24 protein-coding genes are annotated in these 21,116 nt (G+C 42.6%); 9 read left to right on the plus strand and 15 right to left on the minus strand.

What is annotated here, in order from left to right; genetic code table 11:
* Window positions 1–41: 41 nt before the first annotated feature.
* Genes nuoH through F8N35_RS03375 form a run of 5 tightly spaced genes read right to left on the minus strand, consistent with a single transcriptional unit; the run spans window position 42 to window position 3,676 of the window.
* Window positions 42–1,175 carry an NADH-quinone oxidoreductase subunit NuoH gene (gene nuoH, locus F8N35_RS03355; protein ID WP_293050105.1) on the minus strand — a complete coding sequence of 378 codons (1,134 nt, stop codon included), beginning with the start codon at window positions 1,173–1,175 and terminating at the stop codon, window positions 42–44.
* A 19-nt stretch (window positions 1,176–1,194) separates the two neighbouring features.
* Window positions 1,195–2,319, minus strand: coding sequence for an NADH-quinone oxidoreductase subunit D (locus F8N35_RS03360; protein WP_293049939.1), 1,125 nt, complete (start codon window positions 2,317–2,319; stop codon window positions 1,195–1,197).
* Between the two features lie 6 nt (window positions 2,320–2,325).
* On the minus strand, window positions 2,326–2,781 hold the full coding sequence (locus F8N35_RS03365) for an NADH-quinone oxidoreductase subunit C (protein ID WP_293049940.1): 456 nt from the start codon (window positions 2,779–2,781) through the stop codon (window positions 2,326–2,328).
* Window positions 2,778–3,335 carry an NADH-quinone oxidoreductase subunit NuoB gene (nuoB, locus tag F8N35_RS03370; RefSeq protein ID WP_068703789.1) on the minus strand — a complete coding sequence of 186 codons (558 nt, stop codon included), beginning with the start codon at window positions 3,333–3,335 and terminating at the stop codon, window positions 2,778–2,780. The genes F8N35_RS03365 and nuoB overlap by 4 nt, the downstream gene beginning before the upstream one ends.
* The gene (locus F8N35_RS03375; protein WP_293049941.1) at window positions 3,326–3,676 is read right to left on the minus strand and encodes an NADH-quinone oxidoreductase subunit A; all 351 of its coding nucleotides are present in this window, start codon (window positions 3,674–3,676) and stop codon (window positions 3,326–3,328) included. Before F8N35_RS03375 ends, nuoB begins: the two co-directional genes overlap by 10 nt.
* A gap of 373 nt (window positions 3,677–4,049) precedes the next feature.
* Here F8N35_RS03375 and F8N35_RS03380 point away from each other — a divergent pair, with 373 nt between their 5' ends.
* Window positions 4,050–4,433, plus strand: a complete 384-nt coding sequence (locus F8N35_RS03380) for an START-like domain-containing protein (protein WP_293049942.1) — start codon at window positions 4,050–4,052, stop codon at window positions 4,431–4,433.
* A gap of 14 nt (window positions 4,434–4,447) precedes the next feature.
* Here the strand turns inward: F8N35_RS03380 and hisH are convergent, their stop codons facing one another.
* From hisH to F8N35_RS03400, 4 genes are all read right to left on the minus strand, one after another.
* Window positions 4,448–5,032: an imidazole glycerol phosphate synthase subunit HisH gene (hisH, locus tag F8N35_RS03385; protein WP_293049943.1), complete on the minus strand. Its 585-nt coding sequence runs from the start codon at window positions 5,030–5,032 to the stop codon at window positions 4,448–4,450.
* A 151-nt stretch (window positions 5,033–5,183) separates the two neighbouring features.
* Complete coding sequence (locus F8N35_RS03390) at window positions 5,184–5,654, minus strand: DUF4252 domain-containing protein (protein ID WP_293049944.1); 471 nt, start codon at window positions 5,652–5,654, stop codon at window positions 5,184–5,186.
* The gene (locus tag F8N35_RS03395; protein ID WP_293049945.1) at window positions 5,644–6,189 is read right to left on the minus strand and encodes a hypothetical protein; all 546 of its coding nucleotides are present in this window, start codon (window positions 6,187–6,189) and stop codon (window positions 5,644–5,646) included. Before F8N35_RS03395 ends, F8N35_RS03390 begins: the two co-directional genes overlap by 11 nt.
* A gap of 25 nt (window positions 6,190–6,214) precedes the next feature.
* A complete protein-coding gene (locus F8N35_RS03400) occupies window positions 6,215–6,712 on the minus strand; it encodes an RNA polymerase sigma factor (protein ID WP_293049946.1) in 498 nt (165 codons plus the stop codon).
* A gap of 124 nt (window positions 6,713–6,836) precedes the next feature.
* On the opposite strand from F8N35_RS03400, the gene F8N35_RS03405 reads away from it, so the two are divergent.
* The gene (locus F8N35_RS03405) at window positions 6,837–7,616 is read left to right on the plus strand and encodes a S1/P1 nuclease (protein WP_293049947.1); all 780 of its coding nucleotides are present in this window, start codon (window positions 6,837–6,839) and stop codon (window positions 7,614–7,616) included.
* A gap of 7 nt (window positions 7,617–7,623) precedes the next feature.
* Here the strand turns inward: F8N35_RS03405 and F8N35_RS03410 are convergent, their stop codons facing one another.
* Entirely contained in the window at window positions 7,624–8,403 is a 780-nt protein-coding gene (locus F8N35_RS03410; RefSeq protein ID WP_293049948.1) for a universal stress protein, read from the minus strand.
* A gap of 12 nt (window positions 8,404–8,415) precedes the next feature.
* Window positions 8,416–9,309, minus strand: coding sequence for a DMT family transporter (locus F8N35_RS03415; RefSeq protein WP_293049949.1), 894 nt, complete (start codon window positions 9,307–9,309; stop codon window positions 8,416–8,418).
* 171 nt (window positions 9,310–9,480) lie between these two features.
* Here F8N35_RS03415 and F8N35_RS03420 point away from each other — a divergent pair, with 171 nt between their 5' ends.
* The 4 genes from F8N35_RS03420 to groL all read left to right on the plus strand — a co-directional run bounded on the left by F8N35_RS03420 (window position 9,481) and on the right by groL (window position 13,987).
* Entirely contained in the window at window positions 9,481–10,218 is a 738-nt protein-coding gene (locus F8N35_RS03420; RefSeq protein ID WP_293049950.1) for a 3'-5' exonuclease, read from the plus strand.
* A 47-nt stretch (window positions 10,219–10,265) separates the two neighbouring features.
* Window positions 10,266–11,642 carry a transglycosylase SLT domain-containing protein gene (locus F8N35_RS03425; protein ID WP_293049951.1) on the plus strand — a complete coding sequence of 459 codons (1,377 nt, stop codon included), beginning with the start codon at window positions 10,266–10,268 and terminating at the stop codon, window positions 11,640–11,642.
* A 379-nt stretch (window positions 11,643–12,021) separates the two neighbouring features.
* Window positions 12,022–12,291 (plus strand): co-chaperone GroES, encoded by a 270-nt coding sequence (locus F8N35_RS03430; RefSeq protein ID WP_068703767.1) that lies wholly within the window; start codon window positions 12,022–12,024, stop codon window positions 12,289–12,291.
* Window positions 12,292–12,352: 61 nt separating this feature from the next.
* The gene (gene groL / locus F8N35_RS03435) at window positions 12,353–13,987 is read left to right on the plus strand and encodes a chaperonin GroEL (RefSeq protein WP_068703765.1); all 1,635 of its coding nucleotides are present in this window, start codon (window positions 12,353–12,355) and stop codon (window positions 13,985–13,987) included.
* 152 nt (window positions 13,988–14,139) lie between these two features.
* On the opposite strand, the gene meaB is transcribed toward groL, so the two are convergent.
* The 3 genes from meaB to rpsA form a co-directional block, all read right to left on the minus strand.
* Window positions 14,140–15,231, minus strand: coding sequence for a methylmalonyl Co-A mutase-associated GTPase MeaB (gene meaB, locus F8N35_RS03440; protein ID WP_293049952.1), 1,092 nt, complete (start codon window positions 15,229–15,231; stop codon window positions 14,140–14,142).
* A 77-nt stretch (window positions 15,232–15,308) separates the two neighbouring features.
* Window positions 15,309–15,683, minus strand: a complete 375-nt coding sequence (locus F8N35_RS03445; protein WP_293049953.1) for a GxxExxY protein — start codon at window positions 15,681–15,683, stop codon at window positions 15,309–15,311.
* 245 nt (window positions 15,684–15,928) lie between these two features.
* Complete coding sequence (rpsA, locus tag F8N35_RS03450) at window positions 15,929–17,878, minus strand: 30S ribosomal protein S1 (RefSeq protein ID WP_293049954.1); 1,950 nt, start codon at window positions 17,876–17,878, stop codon at window positions 15,929–15,931.
* A gap of 237 nt (window positions 17,879–18,115) precedes the next feature.
* Between rpsA and F8N35_RS03455 the strand changes: the two genes are divergently transcribed.
* From F8N35_RS03455 to F8N35_RS03465, 3 genes are read left to right on the plus strand one after another with little or no spacing between them, the layout of a single operon-like run.
* Entirely contained in the window at window positions 18,116–18,775 is a 660-nt protein-coding gene (locus tag F8N35_RS03455; protein WP_293049955.1) for a phenylalanine--tRNA ligase beta subunit-related protein, read from the plus strand.
* 51 nt (window positions 18,776–18,826) lie between these two features.
* Window positions 18,827–19,588 (plus strand): hypothetical protein, encoded by a 762-nt coding sequence (locus F8N35_RS03460; protein WP_293049956.1) that lies wholly within the window; start codon window positions 18,827–18,829, stop codon window positions 19,586–19,588.
* A 6-nt stretch (window positions 19,589–19,594) separates the two neighbouring features.
* On the plus strand, window positions 19,595–20,314 hold the full coding sequence (locus tag F8N35_RS03465) for a DNA alkylation repair protein (RefSeq protein ID WP_293049957.1): 720 nt from the start codon (window positions 19,595–19,597) through the stop codon (window positions 20,312–20,314).
* 189 nt (window positions 20,315–20,503) lie between these two features.
* Here F8N35_RS03465 and F8N35_RS03470 read toward each other — a convergent pair whose 3' ends face one another.
* Window positions 20,504–21,103 carry a YigZ family protein gene (locus tag F8N35_RS03470; RefSeq protein WP_293049958.1) on the minus strand — a complete coding sequence of 200 codons (600 nt, stop codon included), beginning with the start codon at window positions 21,101–21,103 and terminating at the stop codon, window positions 20,504–20,506.
* Between the last annotated feature and the right edge of the window lie 13 nt (window positions 21,104–21,116).

Raw genomic sequence — 21,116 nt, forward strand, 5'->3', positions numbered from 1 at the left:
TTTTATTAATTACGAATTAATGACTATCGAATGACTCACGATTAAAAATGTAATCCCAGCACAACGAGTAGTGCAATGATTACCAGATTCACAATACTCAATGGTAACAGGTATTTCCATTCGAGTTTCAACAACTGGTCAATTCTCAAACGGGGGAATGTCCAGCGGAACCACATCATAAAGAAGATGATCAGGAACAATTTACCGAAGAACCAAACCAAAGGCCATGCCAGAGAAACCCATGAAATCCATGCAGGCCATGTTTCCATAAATTTCAGTGCCATAATATCATTGAAGGTATGTGCCCAGGCAAAATCGAACGGAAGGTAGAACGGTTGCCAACCTCCAAGGAAGAGGGTAGATGCCACCATTGATACCACGCCCATGTTGATGTATTCGTTAAGGTAGAAAATACCGAACTGCATACCGGAATACTCGGTGTGATAACCTGCGGTCAATTCAGATTCAGCTTCTGCTAAGTCGAACGGAGCACGGTTACATTCAGCTGTACTTGCAATGATGTAAATTATGAATGCAAAGAAAGCGGGAAGGTGTCCTTTCAAAATCCACCATCCGTTTGCCTGCGATTCGATGATGCCTCCAGTATTCAGTGTACCAGCCAAAGCTACAATGGCTACAATAGATAAACCTGCAGACAGCTCGTAACTTACGATCTGAGCACCACTACGCATAGCACCCATCAGGGCGTATTTATTATTACTTGACCATCCGGCCATTAATATACCGATTACCCCCATTGATGAAATGGCAGTAACAAAGAGAACTCCGATATTGGTATTCCATAAAACCAACCCGGGACCCCATGAAATAGGAGCCAAAGCCAGTAATGAAACACACAGAGAAAGAACAGGAGCAACCACAAATAATAATTTATCAGCTCTGGTTGGAGTAAAGCATTCTTTCAGCAAAAGTTTGATGATGTCGGCAAACAACTGGCAAACCCCGTGCCAACCTACCCGGTTTGGTCCGTGGCGTAACTGCATGTGTCCTGCAACTTTACGTTCCATGTACACCATGATGATAACGCAGACTAACAGTGCCACTACGGCAGCAACTGAGGCGACTACCAACTCGATGATAAATACCAGCCAGGGCGCCATGCAACTCGAGAGTAACTGGTGAATCCAGGCCAAAACATCCGAAAATTGTATCATTGAAATCATATCTCTGTTTTTATCTGTCCATGTCAGGGATTACCAAATCTATTGTTGCCATGTTTGCCATAAGGTCGGCAATCTTCATACCTACGGAAATCGGTTTTACAGCTCCGAGGTTTGAATAACACGGGGTACGGAATTTCATACGATAAGGTTTTGCTCCTCCATCGCTCACAATGTAAACTCCTAATTCACCACGGGCGGATTCAACACGTTGATAGTATTCGCCAGCCGGTAATTTCAGAACACCTTTCAATTTTGTTCTGTATTCGCCGGTAGGCATGTTGTCAAGCAACTGTTCGATGATGTGAATCGATTGATTCATCTCTTCCATACGAACAACGTAACGAGCCCAGTTGTCGCAGCCGTAATCGATTACTTCTTTGAAATCAAGCTTTTCGTATCCATCATAAGGATAGAGTTTACGAATATCGCAGCTAAGACCAGAAGCACGTGCGGTTGGTCCTGTACATCCCAAAGAAATGGCTTGTTCTTTAGACAGAATACCGATGCCTTGTGTACGGTGTTGGAAAATAAAGTTACCGGTAATCAGCTGGTCGTATTCTTTGCGGTAGTCTTTGATGCTTTTGATCAATTCCTTGAGTTTAGGAACAAAATCGGGTCGAATATCGTTCATTACACCTCCGGGTATGATATAGCTCATCGTAAGGCGGTTGCCTGTATTTTGTTCGAATAATTCGAGGATACGTTCCCGGTCACGGAAGGCCAAAAAGAATGGGGTTACCGCACCGATATCCATTGCGCAGGAACCCCACCATAATTCGTGAGATGTCAGACGCTGCAACTCATCCATTATAATACGGATGGCTTTTGCACGGGCAGGAACTTCTATTTGAGCCGCTTTTTCAATAGCCAATGCACAAAGATGGTTATTGATGTGAGCCGAAAGGTAATCCATACGGCTTGTCAAAAAAATGGATTGCTTGTATCCAAGCGATTCAGTCATTTTTTCGATGCCTCTGTGGATATATCCGAGGTGGGGAAGAACGTCTTTGATGATTTCACCGTCTAACGTGGCTTCAACACGCAACACACCGTGGGTGGCAGGGTGCTGAGGGCCAATATTGACCACAAATTCTTCGGTTTTCAGCTCTGATGGGGTTACTATTGGATTTTCCATTCTATTTTACAAGGAAATAATTTTATCGTCTTGATAATCTTTACGGAGAGGATAACCTACCCATTCTTCAGTCAAGAAGATACGGCGAAGGTTCGGGTGATTGGTGAAACGGATGCCAAACATGTCATAGATTTCATCTTCATACAGGTCGGCAGCCTCCCATAGTGAATAAACCGATTCAATCACCGGATTTTCACGATCTTCCAGCACTACTTTTACCATCATGTCGTGGTGGTAGTAGGTAGAAGATAAGTGATATACCATTTCTAATTCGGGATTGCGGTCTACTGCTGTCTCGCAAAACAGGAAGTTAAACTTTGTTTCGGGAGCATCACGTAATTGTTTCATTACAGGGATCAGTTCCTCTTTTGTAATAAACAATACCGGAAAATCAAATGTCTCATCAACTTTCGAATTCGGGAAAGTTTGTTCGAGATAATGTTTCAGTTCCTCTTTTATCATTTGTCTTCTTCCTTTTTCTTTTTGGGTTTTTGAATAACGTAAGCTTTTGATTTGCGGATCTTTTCCTGCAAGGTCATCATGCCGTGAATCAACGATTCGGGACGGGGAGGACAGCCTGGAATATATACGTCAACAGGGACGATTTGATCCACACCTCTCAAAACAGCATACGAGTTGTAATAGAACGGGCCGCCGGAAACAGCGCAGGCACCCATTGCAATCACATATTTCGGATCAGGCATCTGGTCGTACAGACGTTTGAGTACCGGAGCCATTTTGTAGGTAATAGTACCTGCTACCACAATCACATCACACTGACGCGGGCTGGCACGCATTACTTCAAAACCGAATCGCGACCAGTCGTATTTAGCAGATACGGTGCTCATCAGTTCAATAGCACAACAACTTGTACCGAACGATAAAGGCCATGGTGAGTTACTACGTCCCCAGTTGGCAATTTTATCGATGGTAGTAACGATGAAATTTGTTCTTCCAAATTCATCTTTGTATAAGTCCCCGTCAAATTCAGGGATATATTCTTTTTTTACATCCATGAGAGTGCTTTCTTTTTATATGCGTACAAAAGTCCAATGAAAAGGAAACCCGTGAAAAGGAGAATTTCGATGAAGGCAACCATGCCCAATTCCCTTACAACTGTAGCCCAGGGGAATAAGAACACAATTTCCACGTCGAACACTAAAAATAACAATGCGTAGAGATAATAGCCAATATTAAATTGAACCCATGTCAAGCCTTTGGTTTCAATTCCACACTCATAAGGTTCTCCCTTTTGAGGATTGGTGGAAGAAATACCGAATATTTTTCCGATATAAATCATTATAACAGCCATGGCTATTGCAATGATTAGCAGAGCGATAAGTGATGCGCTTCCCATAAATCAATAATTATAGTTTTAGAGCGCAAAGGTAATAATTTATACTATTATTTACTATCTATTTGAGGAAGAAATAAGTGTGAATTTTACATCATGCTTGTAAAACATTGTTTTTTACAGAAATACCCCTCTGTATATTGATTCTGTTGTGTGATTTATTTGTGTTTTTTTAATAACATGCCATTGAAATGTAGGGGGATGCAAAAAATAAAATAGCAAATTAGTTTGACAAGAGCGGATAAGTCGGCGTGGAATGCCCGGTATAGATACAATGTGGTTGAAATTGTAGTATATTTATTCCGAAACTTTGAATTAAAATTTGGAATATTCGCTAAAAAAACCTATTTTGCAGCCGAATAAACAATTACAGGTTATGACCAAAGAAAAATTTCAAATTGAATATGTTTTTCAAAATATCTCCTTCAATGTGCTGTGGAATAGTATCAGTACACCGATGGGGCTTGCTGACTGGTTTGCTGATAAGGTAGACGTTGATGGCCGGCTCTATACCTTTACGTGGGGAGATCATGGTCAACAGGCAGAACTTGTGCTACTACACGGAGGCTCGTTTATTCGATTTCACTGGCTTGAGGACGAGAGCGAAAAGACCTATTTTGAGCTAAAGATAAGTGTGGATGAATTAACGTCTGCCGTGGCCCTTGTTATTACTGATTTTGCAGAACCGGATGAAAAGCGTGATGCCATCCTATTGTGGAATAAACAAATAGAAGATCTTAAACGGAGTGCCGGAATTTGACGTTCCGTTTTTGTTTACAGGTTTAGGAAATTTTCTAAAATCTTTTGGCCTATATCACCTGATTTTTCGGGGTGAAACTGCACCGCATAAAAATTATCTTTCTGTAGAGCGGCACTATATTCCAGTCCATATGTTGTTGTAGCAATCGTATTCGCTCCATAAGCGGCATAATATCCATGAACAAAGTAAACATAGCTGTGTTCCGGAATGTTTGCAAAAATCGGAGATTTCAGTCCCGAGATGTCGTTCCATCCTATTTGAGGTACTTTCCCTGCGCTTGCGGGGAATTTTTTTACCTTTTGGGGAATTAATCCCAAACAATCAACATCATTTTCTTCTGAATGAGAGCATAGTAGTTGCATTCCAAGACAAATGCCAAGAGTTGGCTGTTGCAGGGAGCAGATCACTTTGTCAAGCCCCTTTTCTTTTAGGTAAAGCATGGCCGAAGATGCTTCTCCCACGCCGGGAAAAATTACCTTGTCGGCAGCTTTTATTACTTGTGGATCGTCACTGACGGTTGCGTTGATTCCGATACGCTCCAGCGCAAATATTACAGATCGGATATTTCCGGCGTTGTATTTGATAATGACTACGTTCATAAGTGTGGTTTCTTTCAAAAAAGTGGAGTGATGTCAAGTGAATTATCCCTGTTTAAAAAGAATTTGCCGGGGTTTTCACAAACACCGGCAAAAGTAATCAATTTTCAGGTAAAAAGATGAAAAAGTGAATGTCAAGTTGTATGCTCTGTTGTTATTTTGCTATTTTTTCTAAATCTTCGTGAGTCAGGTTTCCTTTCATTACAATCAAACTCATTTCGGAATCGTTTTTCACTATTATCAGCAGGTGAGAAACACCTTTGCTGTCGGTGAAGCCATAAACGGTCGATTGATCTGATTTGTTTCTTGTCTCCATCATTTGCTCGTAACTGCCTCTTTTGAGAAGGTTGTTTAGATCTTTCTGGAAACTTGCTTTTGCCTGACTGTTATTTGTTGTGTTGAGAGTCAGTATCTTCATGCTTTTTATTCTGCCCAAAACCTCTTTGGTGTCTTTGTCGATGTTGCTGCCACCTAACCATTGAGTGAGGTTGAATAGTCCTTTGCTGATAGATACGTACTCGAAACTTTTGTTTGTTGAATATTTTTCAATTAGTTTGTCGACGGTTTGTGCTTTCAGTCCTGCAACGGAAAGAACAATCATCAAGAGAATCAGTTTAGTTTTCATTATGCTTAATTGCGTTGTTAGTGTTCAGAGTATCGGTTGTTGAGTCGTGTTTGCTGAAAATTTGCATTACGCTCAGCTGTTTGCCAACCCTCCCGATTTGTTGAACATGCGATACGCTGTTGTTGAATTTTCCTGTAACTAAATGCAATTTCTCGGCTGCAATCATTAGTGCTTTCTCAGGATCATTTACCCTTTTGCCATTGACAATCATGTAATTGTTTTGGCGTTCGATGTAGTAGATAGATCCCATGGCCAGTATGACACAGGCTGCTGCCGCTGAACTCCATACAGAAATATGATAAACCAGTCCGTGGTGTTTTCTGCGTGGTGTGACCTTTTGTTTGAAATCTTCGTCAAATGCAGAATCTGGCAAGGTTTCGGCTTCCAATCCGGCAAAGCATTCAAACAAAGGTTTGTATTGCTTTAGGTCTTCTGCGATTTCTGTTTGTGCAAAATATTGTTGGAGTACGCTTTCTTCGGCAAGAGAAGTGTCTCCTTCAAAATATTTCTGCAATAATTCTTTTATGTTATCCATGACAATCGATGATTGACTGTTTGTTTTACTTTCCTAAAAATGACTTCCGGATGCTTTGGCGAGCTCTCGACAGGTAAACTTTGATGGCATTTTCAGTCATTCCTGTAATTGCTGCTATTTCATCCATTTCCAGTCCTTCCACATCACGAAGGTGAATTACAATTCTTTGTTGCTCCGGAAGTTCGCTGATAAGTTGTTTTATATTCTTTACAAGATCTTTTTGTTCGGTCTGTTCGTAAGGAGAAGGTTCGGAAGAGAAACTTTCATCGTTATCTATCAGATCACTGAACTGAACCCTGTTGCGGGATCTTATTCTGTCAATACAATGGTTTCTTGCAATTTGTAACGTGAGCGCCGTAATGTTTTCTGCTTTTTCGAGCTCTTTACGCGACGACCACAGCTTTAAATAAATATCCTGCACCGCATCTTCTGCTTCGTTTGTATTGTTGAGCAGTGCTTTTGCTAATCGGTAGATTTTGTTCTTTAGCGGCAGGATTTTTATTTCGAATTGCTGTAAATCCATGTACAAAATAGAAGACGATTGAATCGTATAAAAGGTTACGTTGGTTATGTTATTTTAACATATCAATAAGCGGAATGTTTATTGGCCCGTAAAATTAGCTATATTTGAACAAAAATTTTTAGCGATGAAAAAAAATATAACTATTTGTTTTTTAGTGGGGTTGTTTTTTGTGCCTCAGGCAGCGTGGGGATGGGGATTGATTGGCCATCGTGTTATAGGTGAATTGGCCCAGAAAAAAATGAGTCCGATAGCACGAAAGAATGTCGATGCGGTATTGAAACATGCAAGTGTGGCGATGGTTGCCAATTGGGGTGATTTTGTCAGAAGTGATGAAAAATACAATGGTCAGGAAGTATGGCATTATAAGGATATTGCAGCAAATATGAACCGTGAAGATTTTAATAAAGAAGCTGTAACCAAAAATAATGGTGAGCTTATCTTTCGGGTTCAGGAACTGATTGCAAAATTGAAAAAAGATCCGAATAATGAAGAAAACCTGAAAATGTTGATTCATTTGATCGGTGATATGCATATGCCTTTGCATATGGGACGCCCTGATGATAAAGGGGGAAACTCTGTTCGCTTGACATGGCAGGGGCGCAACATATCTATTCATGCTTTGTGGGACGAAGCTTTAATTGAGTTTCAAAAACTGAGCTACACGGAATATGCCGATCATCTGTTCAGAACTCATGTGGTGAAGGTCAACCCGTTTCAACCTGATTCTGTTCTGAATTGGGCGTGGGGAACATATCAAACTGCTCAAAAAGTTTATGATTCTGCTCCGGAAGCCGAAAATCAGTATAAGTATAATTACAAATACATTGGGCTTGTAGAGGATCGTCTGGCATTGGCTGGCGCTCATCTTGCCAGTGTGTTGAATTATATTTACGGAAATAAATAACCGGATTCTAATCACACAGGACATAGAGATCCGGACGTGGATTGAGAACCATTACCGGAACCGCGGAGGCTTTAATAATTTTACGTTCGGGCGGACCGAAAAACATGTCGTCTAATCCGTATTCTCTTGATGATGTGATGATAATCACGTCTGCATCCCCATTACTGGCTCGTAAAGATGCTTCAAGTTGTACTTTGAAGCTGTCTTTATGAGCCTGTTTTATTTCACATGGGACGCCAAGTTTCTCAAAGAGGCTTTGAATCTGATTGACACTCCTTTTCGCTTTCGAACCGTAGTCTTTTGCTTTTAGTAATGTTATTGAACTGTTGCAGAAACGCGCAAGTTTGGAAGCAAAAATGCCTTTTTCTTTTTCTTCGGTCAAAAAGCCAACCGGAACCAATACTCTGTAGAATGTAACCGATGTAATCTCGGCCTTGACAAAAAAATACGGAATCCGTAATGGCTTACAGTTGTTAAGGTGATGCTGGATATCCTTTGAAGAGGCTTTTGAGGAAAGTTCGATAATTAAAAAAGCAGCTTCGATTTTCGTCAGAGATTCGTGTAGAGTTGAGATGCCGGCAGTGCGGATAAAGCTTTGCGCGGTACAATCGCCTTCTTGCATCCATAATTGGTGCCGCTCTTTGATTTGTAGTTCTTCGGTTGTGTTTGCTGCAAAACTTAAGAAACAAATTTCTTTCTGAAATCCTTCGGAAAGTATCTTTGCGAGTTGTATGGCTTTTTGAGGCAGATGATTGCTGTCTGAATATATGGTGATATAGTCGCGCATGATTTGCTATTCTTATAAAGGTTTCATAAAGAGCAGAACGCAACCTCCCACACTCACGAAAGCACCGATAATCTGATAAATGGATATTCTTTCTTTGAACATGATGGCTGACGGAATAATGATAAAAATCGGAACCAGTCCCATGAGTGTGGCAGCCACTCCCGCCTCGGTGTGCTGAATGGCGAATAAGGAGAGCGCCACTCCCACAACCGGCCCGAAAAACGAACCGATAAGCACAGAACGTATTCCCGAACTATCTTTGGATGCACTGCGTATGGTATTCCATTTTTTTAGAAACGTCACTAAAAGGAAAAAGCATAAGCCACCCGTGAATGCCCGGATCTGGGTTGCTGCCATGGCATCGTAATTGCCAATGCCTTTCTTGCTTGCAATAAGCCCGACTGCCTGTCCGACTGCTCCGCCCAAAGCAAATAAAAAGCCTTTAAATGGGACTTTAAAATTCAGTTTTTCGCCTTTTTCTTTTCCCAGCATGGCAATGACGATTCCCAGTACAGTGACGCTGATACCTGTAACCTGAAGTAAGTGCAGATGTTCACCCAATAAAACGAATCCGATCAGAGCAGTAATCGGAGGAGCTAGCGTCATTACTAATTGTGCCATCCGCGATCCGATTTGTGTATAGGAATAAAAGAGGCAGAGGTCTCCCAAAAAGAAGCCGATGAATCCGGATAGCGAGAGCCAGAACCATTGTTCGGCAGTGGCGTCGAGAGGCAGGAACATACCTCTGGTGATCAAGGTTCCAAACCCCAGCAGTACGATGGCCATTGCCAGACGGATGATGTTGACGGCGAGCGAACCGATACGGTTACCTGCTTTTTCAAAAAACAAAGCGCTGAATGTCCAGCATACAGCAACTCCAATAGCGGAAATTTCTCCTGTTTGCACTTGAAATGATTTATTAAAATGCAAAATTACATGATAATTCTCACATACTAAAAAAGGGATGCGAAGTTCCAAAATGGTGAGGCTGCAACTTGAAATCCTGCAAGCCGGAATCGGCTACATTTGCCGATATTGACTTTAAATTCTACCTTTGTCTTGCCAATACGCCTTAAAATGAAGAATATAAACAAAGACAGAATCGTTTTTCTTGATATCGAAACCGTTCCTCAAACGATTGATTACAGGCAATTGCCCGGCAGGCTTCCCGAATTATGGGAAGAAAAGGCCGAAACTTTAAAGAAAAGAATGCCTGACAGATATCCTGACGATGCAGACGCGCAGTATGTGTTTGCCAATGGAGCAGGCATCTTTGCCGAGTTTGGTAAAATCGTGTGTATTTCCGCAGGTTTTATTTATCGAAAAAACGGGAAAGATTTTTTTAGGGTCAAATCATTTTATGGTGACGACGAAGCGAAACTGCTCATTGAATTTTGTGCTATGCTCGAGCTTTTTGGCCGTCCTCAGGAGATAAATTTATGCGGGCATAATATTAAAGAGTTTGATGTGCCTTATATTTGCCGTAGATTGTTGGTGAATGGTCTGCCAATTCCGGATGTGCTTGATGTGGCATCTAAAAAACCCTGGGAAGTCCCGTTTTTGGATACGCTGGAAATGTGGAAATTCGGAGATTATAAGAATTTCACGTCGTTGAACCTGCTAACGGCTATTTTTAATATTCCGACTCCGAAGGATGATATAAACGGAAGTCAGGTGGCTCAGGTTTACTATGAAGAAAGAGATGTGGAGCGTATATCTGTCTATTGTCAGAAAGATGTTGTGGCTACAGCCCAATTGTGGTTGCGCCTGAATGGTTTTCCCCTGATAGATGAAGATTGTATCGAACATGTGTGACAGTTGTTTTATATAGTATAAATCGGAATAAGCACAAAATTAGACTCTTGCTACATTCAAAAACTACATATCGGATTTTCCTCTTGCTTATAGCCGGACTGTTCTGTCTTTCAGGTTGTAAAACATGGAAAAAACCTCCTCCGGCCAAGACTCTCCTTGACCGTATCATTGAGCGTGACACTCTTAATGCCGTAATGTTGTACGGTTCCACTTCCTATTTTATCTACAAAGAACAACCGATGGGCTATGATTACGATCTCTGCTCGAATCTGGCTGATTCATTGGGTGTTAATCTGCACGTTGTTGTTGCGAAGAATATGCACGATGCATTTCGGCTTCTGCAATCCGGTAAGGCTGATGTAGTGGCTTCCCCTGTTTATAAAACTCCATCGACACGGAAATTTTTATTTACGGATGTTACCGAACAAAGCAAGCAGGTATTAGTACAGCACAATGGTGATGAGTTGATAAATGATGTTACCGAGCTTATCGGAAAAGAGGTGTATGTGAAGGAGGATTCCCGTTATTCTGCAAGATTGTATAATCTGAATCTTGAGTTAGGTGGTGGAATTATCATTAAAGAAGTAGGTGATTCCATCAGTATGGATCAGCTGATTGGGATGGTATCCGATGGAAAGATAAGGTTTACCGTTGCATCCAATACCATTGCGGAGATGAGCAAGAAAAATATGTCGGGCATTGATATTCATGTTGATGTGAGTTTTTTACAAAGAGCATCATGGATTACCGCTCCCGGAGACAATTCTTTGTTCAATAAGATTAATCAATGGTATGCTACTGCTCAGGATATGAACATTGTAAGCGCTATTTCGGATAAATATTTCTTTGAAAATAAATTTTTTGTAGCTAACTATATAAAAATTCCCAAAGGTGCCATTTCTCCGTACGACCATTTGTTTAAAAAGTTTGCGAAACAGTTGGGGTGGAAGTGGCAGATGCTTGCGGCACAAGCGTATCTCGAGTCGAATTTCGATCCTCAATGTGTTGCATGGTCCGGAGCTTCGGGATTGATGCAGCTAATGCCAAATACGGCACGACATTACGGGGTGGATCGTGCGCAGATTTTTGATCCGGCAAAGAATCTGGAAGCAGCAGTGCAGTATATCAAAATGCTGAACATGATGTTTCATGATATTGAGAATAAGGAAGAACGTATAAAGTTTATTCTGGCCTCCTATCATTCAGGTCCCAGTCACGTTTTGGATGCGATGGCACTGGCAAAGAAATATGGCAAGAATAACCATTCCTGGCAGGGTAATGTGGAGAAATTTCTGAAGCTCAAGTCTCAATCACAGTATTATAACGACGAAGTGTGCCAATACGGCTATTTTAATGCGTCACAAACCGTCCGTTATGTTTCGGATGTGATGAATCGTTATGAAAAGTACCTCAAAAGGAGATAAAAGCCTCGGTTTGATTTTGCCACCTCCGTTTTGCCTGCACTAAACTGCCGTTGTTGCGTTGTTTTCCTGCAAGAATGAATTGTTGATAGACTGACAAGCTGTCAGGATTGAACAATGAAATTGTACGCTGGAAGGAAAATTTGACATTGATAGAAAAACGCAATAAATCTTCAATAAATGCATGATTCTTCTTTTGCTACTCTGTAATCCTCTGAAAATAAAACTAAATTCAAAAATTTTGGTGGAGAATTTTAGCTGATAGGTTCGTCTTTGGCACGCAATGTGTAATTAGAGACAACGTGCTTTGCAGCGTTTGCGGCAATGCCAATAAATAAAACCTACAAAATTATTTGTTTAATCATTTAAAATAGTTGATGTTATGACAATCAAACCATTAGCAGACAGAGTGCTGATTCAACCGGCTGCTGCCGAAGAAAAAACGGCAAGTGGTATTATTATTCCCGATTCTGCAAAAGAAAAACCTTTGAAAGGTGAAGTTAAAGCAGTAGGTCAGGGTACAAAAGACGAAGAAATGATCGTTAAAGTAGGCGATCAGGTTCTTTATGGCAAATATGCAGGTACTGAACTGGAACTGGATGGCGTGAAATACCTCATCATGCGTCAGTCCGATATTTTGGCTGTTATCTAATCAGCCCGGTTGCATAAAAGAAACTCTTTTATTTGTAAACATCTAAATTATAAACCATACTATGGCAAAAGAAATTAAATTTGATATTGAAGCCCGCGACTTACTCAAAAAAGGTGTGGACGAATTGGCAAACGCCGTTAAAGTAACTCTTGGTCCTAAAGGCCGTAACGTGATTATCGAAAAGAAATTCGGTGCTCCTCACATCACAAAAGATGGTGTTTCTGTAGCAAAAGAAGTTGAACTCTCCGATCCATACGAAAACATGGGTGCTCAGCTGGTAAAGGAAGTTGCTTCTAAAACCGGTGACGATGCAGGTGATGGTACAACTACCGCAACTGTTTTGGCTCAATCTATCATCTCGGTTGGTTTGAAAAACGTAACTGCAGGTGCAAATCCAATGGATTTGAAACGTGGTATCGACAAAGCTGTTACTACAGTTGTTGAAAATATCAAAGCACAGTCGAAAGAAGTTGGTGACGATTTCAACAAAATCGAACAGGTTGCTACTGTTTCTGCCAACAACGACGCTACCATCGGTAAACTGATTGCCGATGCAATGAAAAAAGTAAAAAAAGAAGGTGTTATTACCATCGAAGAAGCAAAAGGCATGGAAACTACTATCGAAGTCGTGGAAGGTATGCAATTCGACCGTGGTTACATCTCTCCGTATTTTGTAACCAACACCGAAAAAATGGAAGTGGAACAGGAAAAACCTTTCATCCTGATCTACGACAAAAAAATCTCTAACCTCAAAGAAATTCTTCCTATCCTTGAAGCTACCGTACAAAGCGGTCGTCCTTTGTTGATCATCGCTGAAGATATCGACGGCGAAGCTCTCGGTACTTTGGTGGTTAACCGTCTGCGCGGTTCGTTGAAGATTGCAGCTGTTAAGGCTCCGGGCTTCGGCGATCGTCGTAAAGAAATGCTGGAAGATATCGCTATCCTGACCGGTGGTGTGGTTATTTCCGAAGAAAAAGGTATGAAACTTGACGGTGCTACCATCGAAATGTTGGGTACAGCCGAAAAAGTAACAATCAACAAAGACAATACAACTATCGTAAACGGTGCCGGTGCTAAAGAAGCTATCGAAACCCGCGTTGCTCAGATCAAAGCTCAGATCGAAACAACAACCAGCGATTACGATCGTGAAAAACTGCAGGAACGTTTGGCTAAACTGGCCGGTGGTGTTGCCGTTCTTTACGTAGGTGCTGCTTCTGAAGTTGAAATGAAAGAGAAGAAAGACCGTGTTGACGATGCATTGAGCGCAACCCGTGCTGCTATTGCCGAAGGTATTGTTCCTGGTGGTGGTGTGGCTTACATCCGTGCTATCGAAGCTATCGAAGGCATGAAGGGTGACAACGAAGACGAAACAACCGGTATCGAAATCGTTAAACGCGCTATTGAAGAACCTCTTCGTCAGATCGTGGCTAACGCTGGTAAAGAAGGTGCTGTTGTTGTTCAGAAAGTAAAAGAAGGCAAAGCTGACTTCGGTTACAATGCACGTACTGACGAATATCAGGAAATGTATGCTGCCGGTGTTATCGACCCTGCAAAAGTTACCCGTGTAGCTCTTGAAAATGCAGCTTCTATTGCCGGTATGATGCTGACAACAGAATGTATTATTGCTGAAAAGAAAGAAGATAATCCAGCTCCTGTAATGCCTCCGATGGGTGGCGGAATGGGCGGCATGATGTAATTCTTGTTCATCATAACCTTAATGAAAAAGGGATTGTCTCAGAGCGAGGCAATCCCTTTTACTTTGTATATCACAGTTATCTGTAGGTGGGTTATTGTTAGAGATGCATGCAATGCGTCTTTACGTTTGGAAGCCGGCCTTTCTATGCTGTTTTATTTCCCGAAATAGCTATCCAGTAATTCTTTTGCGGCAATAAACGAACTGATTTTATTGTCCACGACTTTCTGTTCGTATTCTGTTAGCAAAGCATCGATTTTTTCGTTGTTGTAAAAGTGCGATTTCAGCTGGTCGTTAATCGACTCGTACATCCAATATTTCGACTGGCGGAGACGCTTGTGGTCAAAATAGCCTGATTCTTTCACGAATGCTATATACTCGGTAATCATCTCCCATACGCCGTCGATATTGATGCCGTTTAGTGCGGAGCAAGTCAATACCTTGGGCGACCATCCCGATTCGGGCAACGGAAAGAGATGGAGTGCGCTGGTGAGTTGTGCTTTGGTCAGGTTGACACGGTCCACATTGGTGCCATCGGCTTTGTTGATGGTGATACCGTCGGCCATTTCCATAATGCCTCGTTTGATTCCCTGAAGTTCATCACCCGTTCCGGCAACCTGCAGGAATAGGAAGAAATCGACCATGGAGTGCACTGCGGTTTCCGATTGCCCTACGCCGACTGTCTCCACAAAAATGGTATCGAATCCTGCCGCTTCGCAAAGCATGATTGTTTCGCGTGTTTTGCGAGCTACGCCACCCAATGAACCTGCGGAGGGTGAAGGGCGGATAAAAGCATTAGGATGGCTGGAGAGCTGTTCCATGCGTGTCTTATCGCCCAGAATACTCCCTTTGCTGCGTTCACTACTTGGGTCGATGGCAAGGACTGCCAAACGATGGTCGTCATTGACCAGGTACATCCCCATTGCTTCGATAAAGGTGCTTTTGCCTGCTCCGGGAACTCCGGTGATGCCAAGACGAATTGATTTGCCGGTATGAGGAAGGCATTTTTCTATCACTTCCTGAGCAATGACCTGGTGTTCGGGTTTCAGGCTTTCAAGTAGTGTTACTGCCTGACTCAGAATTGTACGGTTGCCTTTGAGAATTCCTTCTGTATATTCGGCAGCCGTATAGGTTTGTTTCTTTTTCCGTTTCTGAAGATAAGGGTTGACGGTGGGCGGCTGTTCGATGCCGCTGTTGACGGTCAAACCTGAATAGCAGTCGTCGTTTTCAATATGATGTTGATCCATAGAAATTACTTTTGACACGAATTGCACGAATTGTCACCAATGCAATCTGTAATGTATCAGGTGTGAATAATAAACTTTTATAATGCGACTCTTTTGTGGCTGAGACTATCTTCTCCGAAGTTTACTAAAAGTCCGAGTTTCAGTTTGCTTGCTGCCAGATAATTCAATGTTTGTTTGATATGTGCAGATGATAATGCTTCGATCGCTTTTACCTCCAGAATGATTCTGTCCATTAAAATGAAATCAGTAATGTAATAGTGGGGTAGAAGGATATTTTTATATCGGATCTCAAATTTCTTTTCTCTTTCAAAATAGATTTGACGATTGGTGAATTCTATTTCTAAAGCATCCTTATATACAACCTCATTGAATCCTTTCCCCAAAGCACTATGAACCTCCATGCAGGCTCCGATGATATTGTAAGCTTCGTCTTTGTAGATGATATCCGTCATATTCTGAATATTAGACACGAATTGCACAAATTGTCATCAATGTAATCGGTAATGTATCAGGCGTGAATAATAGATTAGATGTGCATGACACTAATCTGTACAAAATATAAAGCCACAACTTCCACAAATTAATCACAGATTATTTGTGTTCATTCGTGCAATTCGTGTCTTTATTTGCTTGCAAAGTTAATGAAAAAAGCCGCCCGAAAATCGGACGGCTTTTGATATTTGACCTTAAAAAAGAATTATTCAGCAGCAGCTTCTGCGTCTTTATCTTTTTTAGCAGCACGTTTAGCTTTAGCTTCAGCGGCAGCAGCTTTTTGATGAGCTTCTGTCTTTTCTGCTTCTGAAAGTTGATCTTTCAAATCAGCCAATGATTGAATGTCACCTAAAGTGGTTTTTTCATACGATTGGTTTGTGATAGTTTCTTCAACTTTCTTTGCTCTTTTAGGGCTGTTTTCTTTCTTTTCGGTAGAAATGCCCGATGCAGCTTTTTGTTCGTCTTCGTGGATGCGGCTGTGAGAAAGAATAATTCTCTTAGCATCTTTGTTGAATTCGATCACTTTGAACTGAAGTTTTTCGTCCAGTTTAGCCTGTGTGCCGTCTTCTTTTACCAGGTGTTTAGGAGTAGCGAAACCTTCAACACCGTAAGGCAATGCAATTACAGCGCCTTTGTCAAGAACTTCAACGATTGTACCTTCGTGGATGCTGTCAACGGTAAAGATTGTTTCGAATACATCCCATGGGTTTTCTTCGAGTTGTTTGTGGCCGAGGCTCAAACGACGGTTGTCTTTATCGATTTCGAGAACAACTACTTCGAGGTTAGCACCGATCTGAGTAAATTCTGACGGGTGTTTGATTTTGCGGGTCCAAGACAGGTCGCTGATGTGGATCAGGCCGTCAACGCCTTCTTCGATTTCAACAAATACACCGAAGTTGGTGAAGTTGCGAACGCGAGCGGTGTGTTTAGAACCAACTGCATATTTGGTTTCGATGTTTTCCCAAGGATCTTGTTTGAGTTGTTTGATACCCAAAGACATTTTGCGTTCGTCGCGATCCAGAGTCAGGATAACAGCTTCTACTTCGTCGCCTACTTTCAGGAAGTCCTGAGCGCTACGCAGGTGTTGGCTCCATGACATTTCAGAAACGTGGATCAAACCTTCTACGCCCGGCAATACTTCAACGAATGCACCGTAGTCAGCTACAACAACCACTTTGCCGTTTACTTTGTCACCAACTTTGAGGTTAGTATCCAAAGCATCCCATGGGTGCGGAGTAAGTTGTTTCAAGCCGAGAGCGATACGTTTCTTTTCGTTGTCGAAATCGATGATTACAACGTTCAGTTTCTGATCCAGCTGAACCACTTCTTCCGGGTGAGCTACGCGGCCCCAAGAAAGGTCTGTGATGTGGATAAGACCGTCAACGCCACCGAGGTCGATGAATACACCGTAGTTGGTGATGTTCTTAACGGTTCCTTCAAGAACTTGTCCTTTTTCGAGTTTGGAGATAATTTCTTTCTTCTGTTGTTCGAGTTCAGCTTCGATAAGAGCTTTGTGCGATACAACAACGTTTTTGAATTCGTGGTTGATTTTAACAACCTTGAATTCCATAGTTTTGCCAACGAATACATCGTAGTCGCGGATAGGTTTCACGTCGATCTGAGAACCCGGCAAGAAAGCTTCGATGCCGAATACGTCTACGATCATACCACCCTTTGTGCGGCATTTTACAAAACCCTTGATTGTTTCGTCGTTTTCGAGGGCTGCGTTTACGCGATCCCAAGAGCGAGAAGTGCGAGCTTGTTTGTGAGACAACAAAAGCTGACCTTTTTTGTCTTCCTGGTTTTCGATGTAAACTTCTACAATGTCACCAACTTTGAGGTCAGGATTGTAGCGGAATTCGTTCAACGGAATGATACCGTCTGATTTGAAGCCGATGTTAACTACGACTTCGCGTTTGTTCATTGAGATAACAGTACCGTCAACAACTTCTTTTTCTTTTACAGTGTTGAGGGTAGCGTCATACTGTTGGGTAAGGGCAGTGCGATCTTCGATAAGATTGTCGCCTTTTTCATAAGCATCCCAGTCGAAATCTTCGGTAGGAGTGGTTTTTGGTGCGGGAGCCACGGTGGCTGTAGCTTCTTCAGCTGCGGGAGTTTTTACATCTTCCACGATGTTTTCGTTTTGTTCTGACATAACTAATTTTTGACGTTAATAGGGTTAGACTTTATGTTGTCTTAAAAGCGCGGCAAAGGTACGATATTTTTCTTGTTTTGCAAAACATAAAAAGTTTTTGAGAGATAGATAGTTGCAAGGTCGAAATTCTTAAATTTGCAGACGTAGGAATTCCAGGTTTCAAATTCCAAAATTCCATTTGGACGCTAATTATACCTTTGAAATCTTGGAGCCATGAAATTTTGAAATTTGACCGATATGCTTACAATAACCATTGATGAAAAAGTAAAAACAGCCTGTCCGGGTCTGACCTTAGGCCTGATTTATTGCGAGGTGACCAATTCCGAACATAGCGAGGGTTTATGGAACGAAATCGCAGAAGCTGATCGCGAATTCAAAGCAAAGTATAAGATCGAACAGATCAATAAAATTCCGGCCATCAGGGCAACCCGCGACGCGTATAAAGCTTTGGGTAAAGATCCGAATCGTTACCGGCCGTCTGCGGAAGCGTTGTGTCGGAGGATTTTGCGCGACTTGCCCATATATCAAATTAATACGCTGGTCGATCTGATTAATCTGGTTTCTATTCGTACTGGTTATTCCATCGGAGGCTTTGATGCCGACAAGATTCAGGGCAACCTGTTGCTCACTGCCGGTACTGCTGATGACGAGTTCGAGGGTATCGGTCGGGGAGTGCTCAATATCGAAGGACTACCGGTGTACAAGGATGCGGTCGGGGGTATCGGGACGCCTACCAGTGATCATGAGCGAACCAAACTCTCGCTGGAGTCAAACCATCTGTTGATGATTATCAATGGCTATTCTGGTATTGCTGGTGTTCGCGAGGCAGTGGACTGGTCGGTGGAGTTGTTGCAAAAATATGCCGGCGCAATATCAATCGAGACGAAAATCATGTAGCTTTGTGTTGTAAATGGCTTGATTGTCAGAGAACCAATTAATTTTTACTCCATGAAAAAGTTTGTTTTGTTTTTAAGCTGTTTTGCCTTCTGCTTTTTGTACAACCAGATGGTAAATGCGCAGACGACGGTGGTTCGTTTTATGGTGGAACTTCCCGGACAGGGAATCTCTCAGGACTCGGCGGTGTATCTTGCCGGTAGCTTCAACGGCTGGAATCCGCAGGATGAAAATTATCGCATGAAACGGGTGGATGCCCGTCATTACTCACTCGATGTGCCTTGTTTTGCCGACAAAAATTACGAGTATAAATACACGCTCGGTGGCTGGAAACATGTGGAGAAAACCCCAGAAAACAAAGAAATCGATAATCGTAAATTTACGTCTACGAAGAAACTGAAGATTAAAGATTCGGTGGCCGCATGGAATGTGCCGGCGCCTAAAAAAGAGGCGCAACAAAATCCGCTTTCGGGCATGCTTACGCAGGATCAGATAGATAAGATGATGCAACTTAAAGATTCTGTCACGAAGGGTCTTGCTCCGATTATTCCTCAATTATTGGGAGTTTTGCAAAAAGTCAATACCAATCTGCTGGCCGATAAGCCTGATATTGACCTGAGCAAGCAATATAATGCCGAAGCTATGAAAATTGTTTCGCAGGTGCTTGAATCGGTTACCGGTACGTTGATGCAGGTGATGAATGTACTGACTCCGGAGCAAAAACAGAAGCTCCGCGATGCAATGAAGAATTCTACCAATCCTGGCGATCTGATCAATATGATAACGAATTCGAAGCCGACACCAGCTGATAAATAGTCCGTTATGACAAGTAAAGAACTGATTGCCGATATTCGCGCTTATTGCGAGGCTCATGCCGATGAGGCGTTGGTAAAAAAGTATAGCCGCTACTTCAAAGGTGAGTACAATGCTTACGGGCTTACCCAACTGTTGCTCGAAGATAAGGTGCGTCAATTGCAGGAAGATAAGTGTGTGTCGCTTGAACTAATGCTGGAGGCTGCTCCCGAACTGATTGCCGCCCCGAAATATGAAGAGGCATCATTTGTGTTCCGGATGCTCGATATTAATAAAAAACAGTACAACCGCGAGGTGTTCGACCGGATAGCTGCCTTTTATGGCGTTGGTATTCGAAACTGGGCACATGCTGATGTGTTGGGAATGATGATTTTGCCCGTTTTTCTCGAAAAAGGGATTGTTACACCCGATGACTTCCGTCCGTGGCTCTCGGCTGAGAATCCCTTCCAGCGGAGATCTGTGCCGGTTACCTTTATTAAGCATATCAAAAAGCATCACGAGGCAATCGAACCTTTCTTTGCTTTTCTGGAACCGTTGATGAGTGATCCTATCCGGGAGGTGCATCAGGGAATCGGGTGGTACCTGCGTGAGGCGTGGAAACTGGCTCCCGAACCTACCGAAGCATTTTTGCTGAAATGGAAGGAGACGGCTGCGCGCCTTATTTTCCAGTATGCCTGCGAAAAGATGACGAAGGAGAAAAAAGAACTTTTCCGTCGAAGCAAGAAATAGAGTGTGTCGCACACGGAAGACACAGTCAATACGGAATTACACGAAAAAAGTCAGGGCTTCACTTTATGCGAGGCTCTGACTTTTTTTGGGCGATAAGATTCCGTGATGTTCTGTTTTGTCCGTGTCTTCCGTGTGCAATGGAACAAAAGCGATGATATTCTGTTTTATCCGTGTCGTCCGTGTGCTAACTTAATCACGTTCCACCACCCGAAGCGACTCTGTTTTCTCCAGTTTTCCCATAAACATCGGATAGATGGCTTGTCGTACCGATAGTTTCATGCGGCAGGTCATATCGAACTGCTGTTCGGTGACGGTGGTGTCGGTCTCTTTTAGTAGCGACATCACATCGTTCATGGTGAGGTAGTCGAACTCTATTTCGAGGGCGATCATCACCTCCTGTACCGTGATTTCATTATTGGCGATGGCATCGGCTGCCGCGGCCTTGTAGGCGGTAATCAGTCCGCCGGTACCCAACAGGATGCCACCGAAGTAACGCACCACGATTATCAGAATGTTGGTAAGGTTGGTCGAGTGTATCTGTCCGAGGATGGGGCGGCCGGCAGTGCCTGAAGGTTCGCCGTCGTCGTTGGCGCGGAACTCCGTGCGGTCGGCTCCCAGCACGTAGGCGTAGCACACGTGGCGTGCATCGTAATACTCCTTGCGGAAAGATGCCACAATGCTTTTTACCTCCTCCGCATCGGTTACAGGGATGGCGAATGAGAGAAATTTACTTCCCTTTTCTTTGTAAATGCCTTCGGAACGGCGCGCTATGGTAAAAAAACTATCCAAATGTGCGGTTGTC

The organism is Paludibacter sp. (assembly GCF_009712605.1).
Taxonomy (GTDB): Bacteria; Bacteroidota; Bacteroidia; order Bacteroidales; family Paludibacteraceae; genus Microbacter.

What these genes read in the sequence shown, in the direction of transcription:
- groL (WP_068703765.1), top strand. Translation starts at nt 12,353, where the DNA reads ATGGCAAAAGAAATTAAATTTGATATTGAAGCCCGCGACTTACTCAAA.
- F8N35_RS03455 (WP_293049955.1), top strand. Translation starts at nt 18,116, where the DNA reads ATGCTTACAATAACCATTGATGAAAAAGTAAAAACAGCCTGTCCGGGT.
- nuoB (WP_068703789.1), bottom strand. Translation starts at nt 3,335, where the DNA reads ATGGATGTAAAAAAAGAATATATCCCTGAATTTGACGGGGACTTATAC.
- F8N35_RS03430 (WP_068703767.1), top strand. Translation starts at nt 12,022, where the DNA reads ATGACAATCAAACCATTAGCAGACAGAGTGCTGATTCAACCGGCTGCT.
- F8N35_RS03460 (WP_293049956.1), top strand. Translation starts at nt 18,827, where the DNA reads ATGAAAAAGTTTGTTTTGTTTTTAAGCTGTTTTGCCTTCTGCTTTTTG.
- F8N35_RS03420 (WP_293049950.1), top strand. Translation starts at nt 9,481, where the DNA reads ATGAAGAATATAAACAAAGACAGAATCGTTTTTCTTGATATCGAAACC.
- F8N35_RS03400 (WP_293049946.1), bottom strand. Translation starts at nt 6,712, where the DNA reads ATGGATTTACAGCAATTCGAAATAAAAATCCTGCCGCTAAAGAACAAA.
- meaB (WP_293049952.1), bottom strand. Translation starts at nt 15,231, where the DNA reads ATGGATCAACATCATATTGAAAACGACGACTGCTATTCAGGTTTGACC.
- F8N35_RS03410 (WP_293049948.1), bottom strand. Translation starts at nt 8,403, where the DNA reads ATGCGCGACTATATCACCATATATTCAGACAGCAATCATCTGCCTCAA.
- F8N35_RS03395 (WP_293049945.1), bottom strand. Translation starts at nt 6,189, where the DNA reads ATGGATAACATAAAAGAATTATTGCAGAAATATTTTGAAGGAGACACT.
- hisH (WP_293049943.1), bottom strand. Translation starts at nt 5,032, where the DNA reads ATGAACGTAGTCATTATCAAATACAACGCCGGAAATATCCGATCTGTA.
- rpsA (WP_293049954.1), bottom strand. Translation starts at nt 17,878, where the DNA reads ATGTCAGAACAAAACGAAAACATCGTGGAAGATGTAAAAACTCCCGCA.
- F8N35_RS03445 (WP_293049953.1), bottom strand. Translation starts at nt 15,683, where the DNA reads ATGACGGATATCATCTACAAAGACGAAGCTTACAATATCATCGGAGCC.
- F8N35_RS03375 (WP_293049941.1), bottom strand. Translation starts at nt 3,676, where the DNA reads ATGGGAAGCGCATCACTTATCGCTCTGCTAATCATTGCAATAGCCATG.
- F8N35_RS03465 (WP_293049957.1), top strand. Translation starts at nt 19,595, where the DNA reads ATGACAAGTAAAGAACTGATTGCCGATATTCGCGCTTATTGCGAGGCT.
- F8N35_RS03405 (WP_293049947.1), top strand. Translation starts at nt 6,837, where the DNA reads ATGAAAAAAAATATAACTATTTGTTTTTTAGTGGGGTTGTTTTTTGTG.
- F8N35_RS03380 (WP_293049942.1), top strand. Translation starts at nt 4,050, where the DNA reads ATGACCAAAGAAAAATTTCAAATTGAATATGTTTTTCAAAATATCTCC.
- F8N35_RS03365 (WP_293049940.1), bottom strand. Translation starts at nt 2,781, where the DNA reads ATGATAAAAGAGGAACTGAAACATTATCTCGAACAAACTTTCCCGAAT.
- nuoH (WP_293050105.1), bottom strand. Translation starts at nt 1,175, where the DNA reads ATGATACAATTTTCGGATGTTTTGGCCTGGATTCACCAGTTACTCTCG.
- F8N35_RS03390 (WP_293049944.1), bottom strand. Translation starts at nt 5,654, where the DNA reads ATGAAAACTAAACTGATTCTCTTGATGATTGTTCTTTCCGTTGCAGGA.
- F8N35_RS03360 (WP_293049939.1), bottom strand. Translation starts at nt 2,319, where the DNA reads ATGGAAAATCCAATAGTAACCCCATCAGAGCTGAAAACCGAAGAATTT.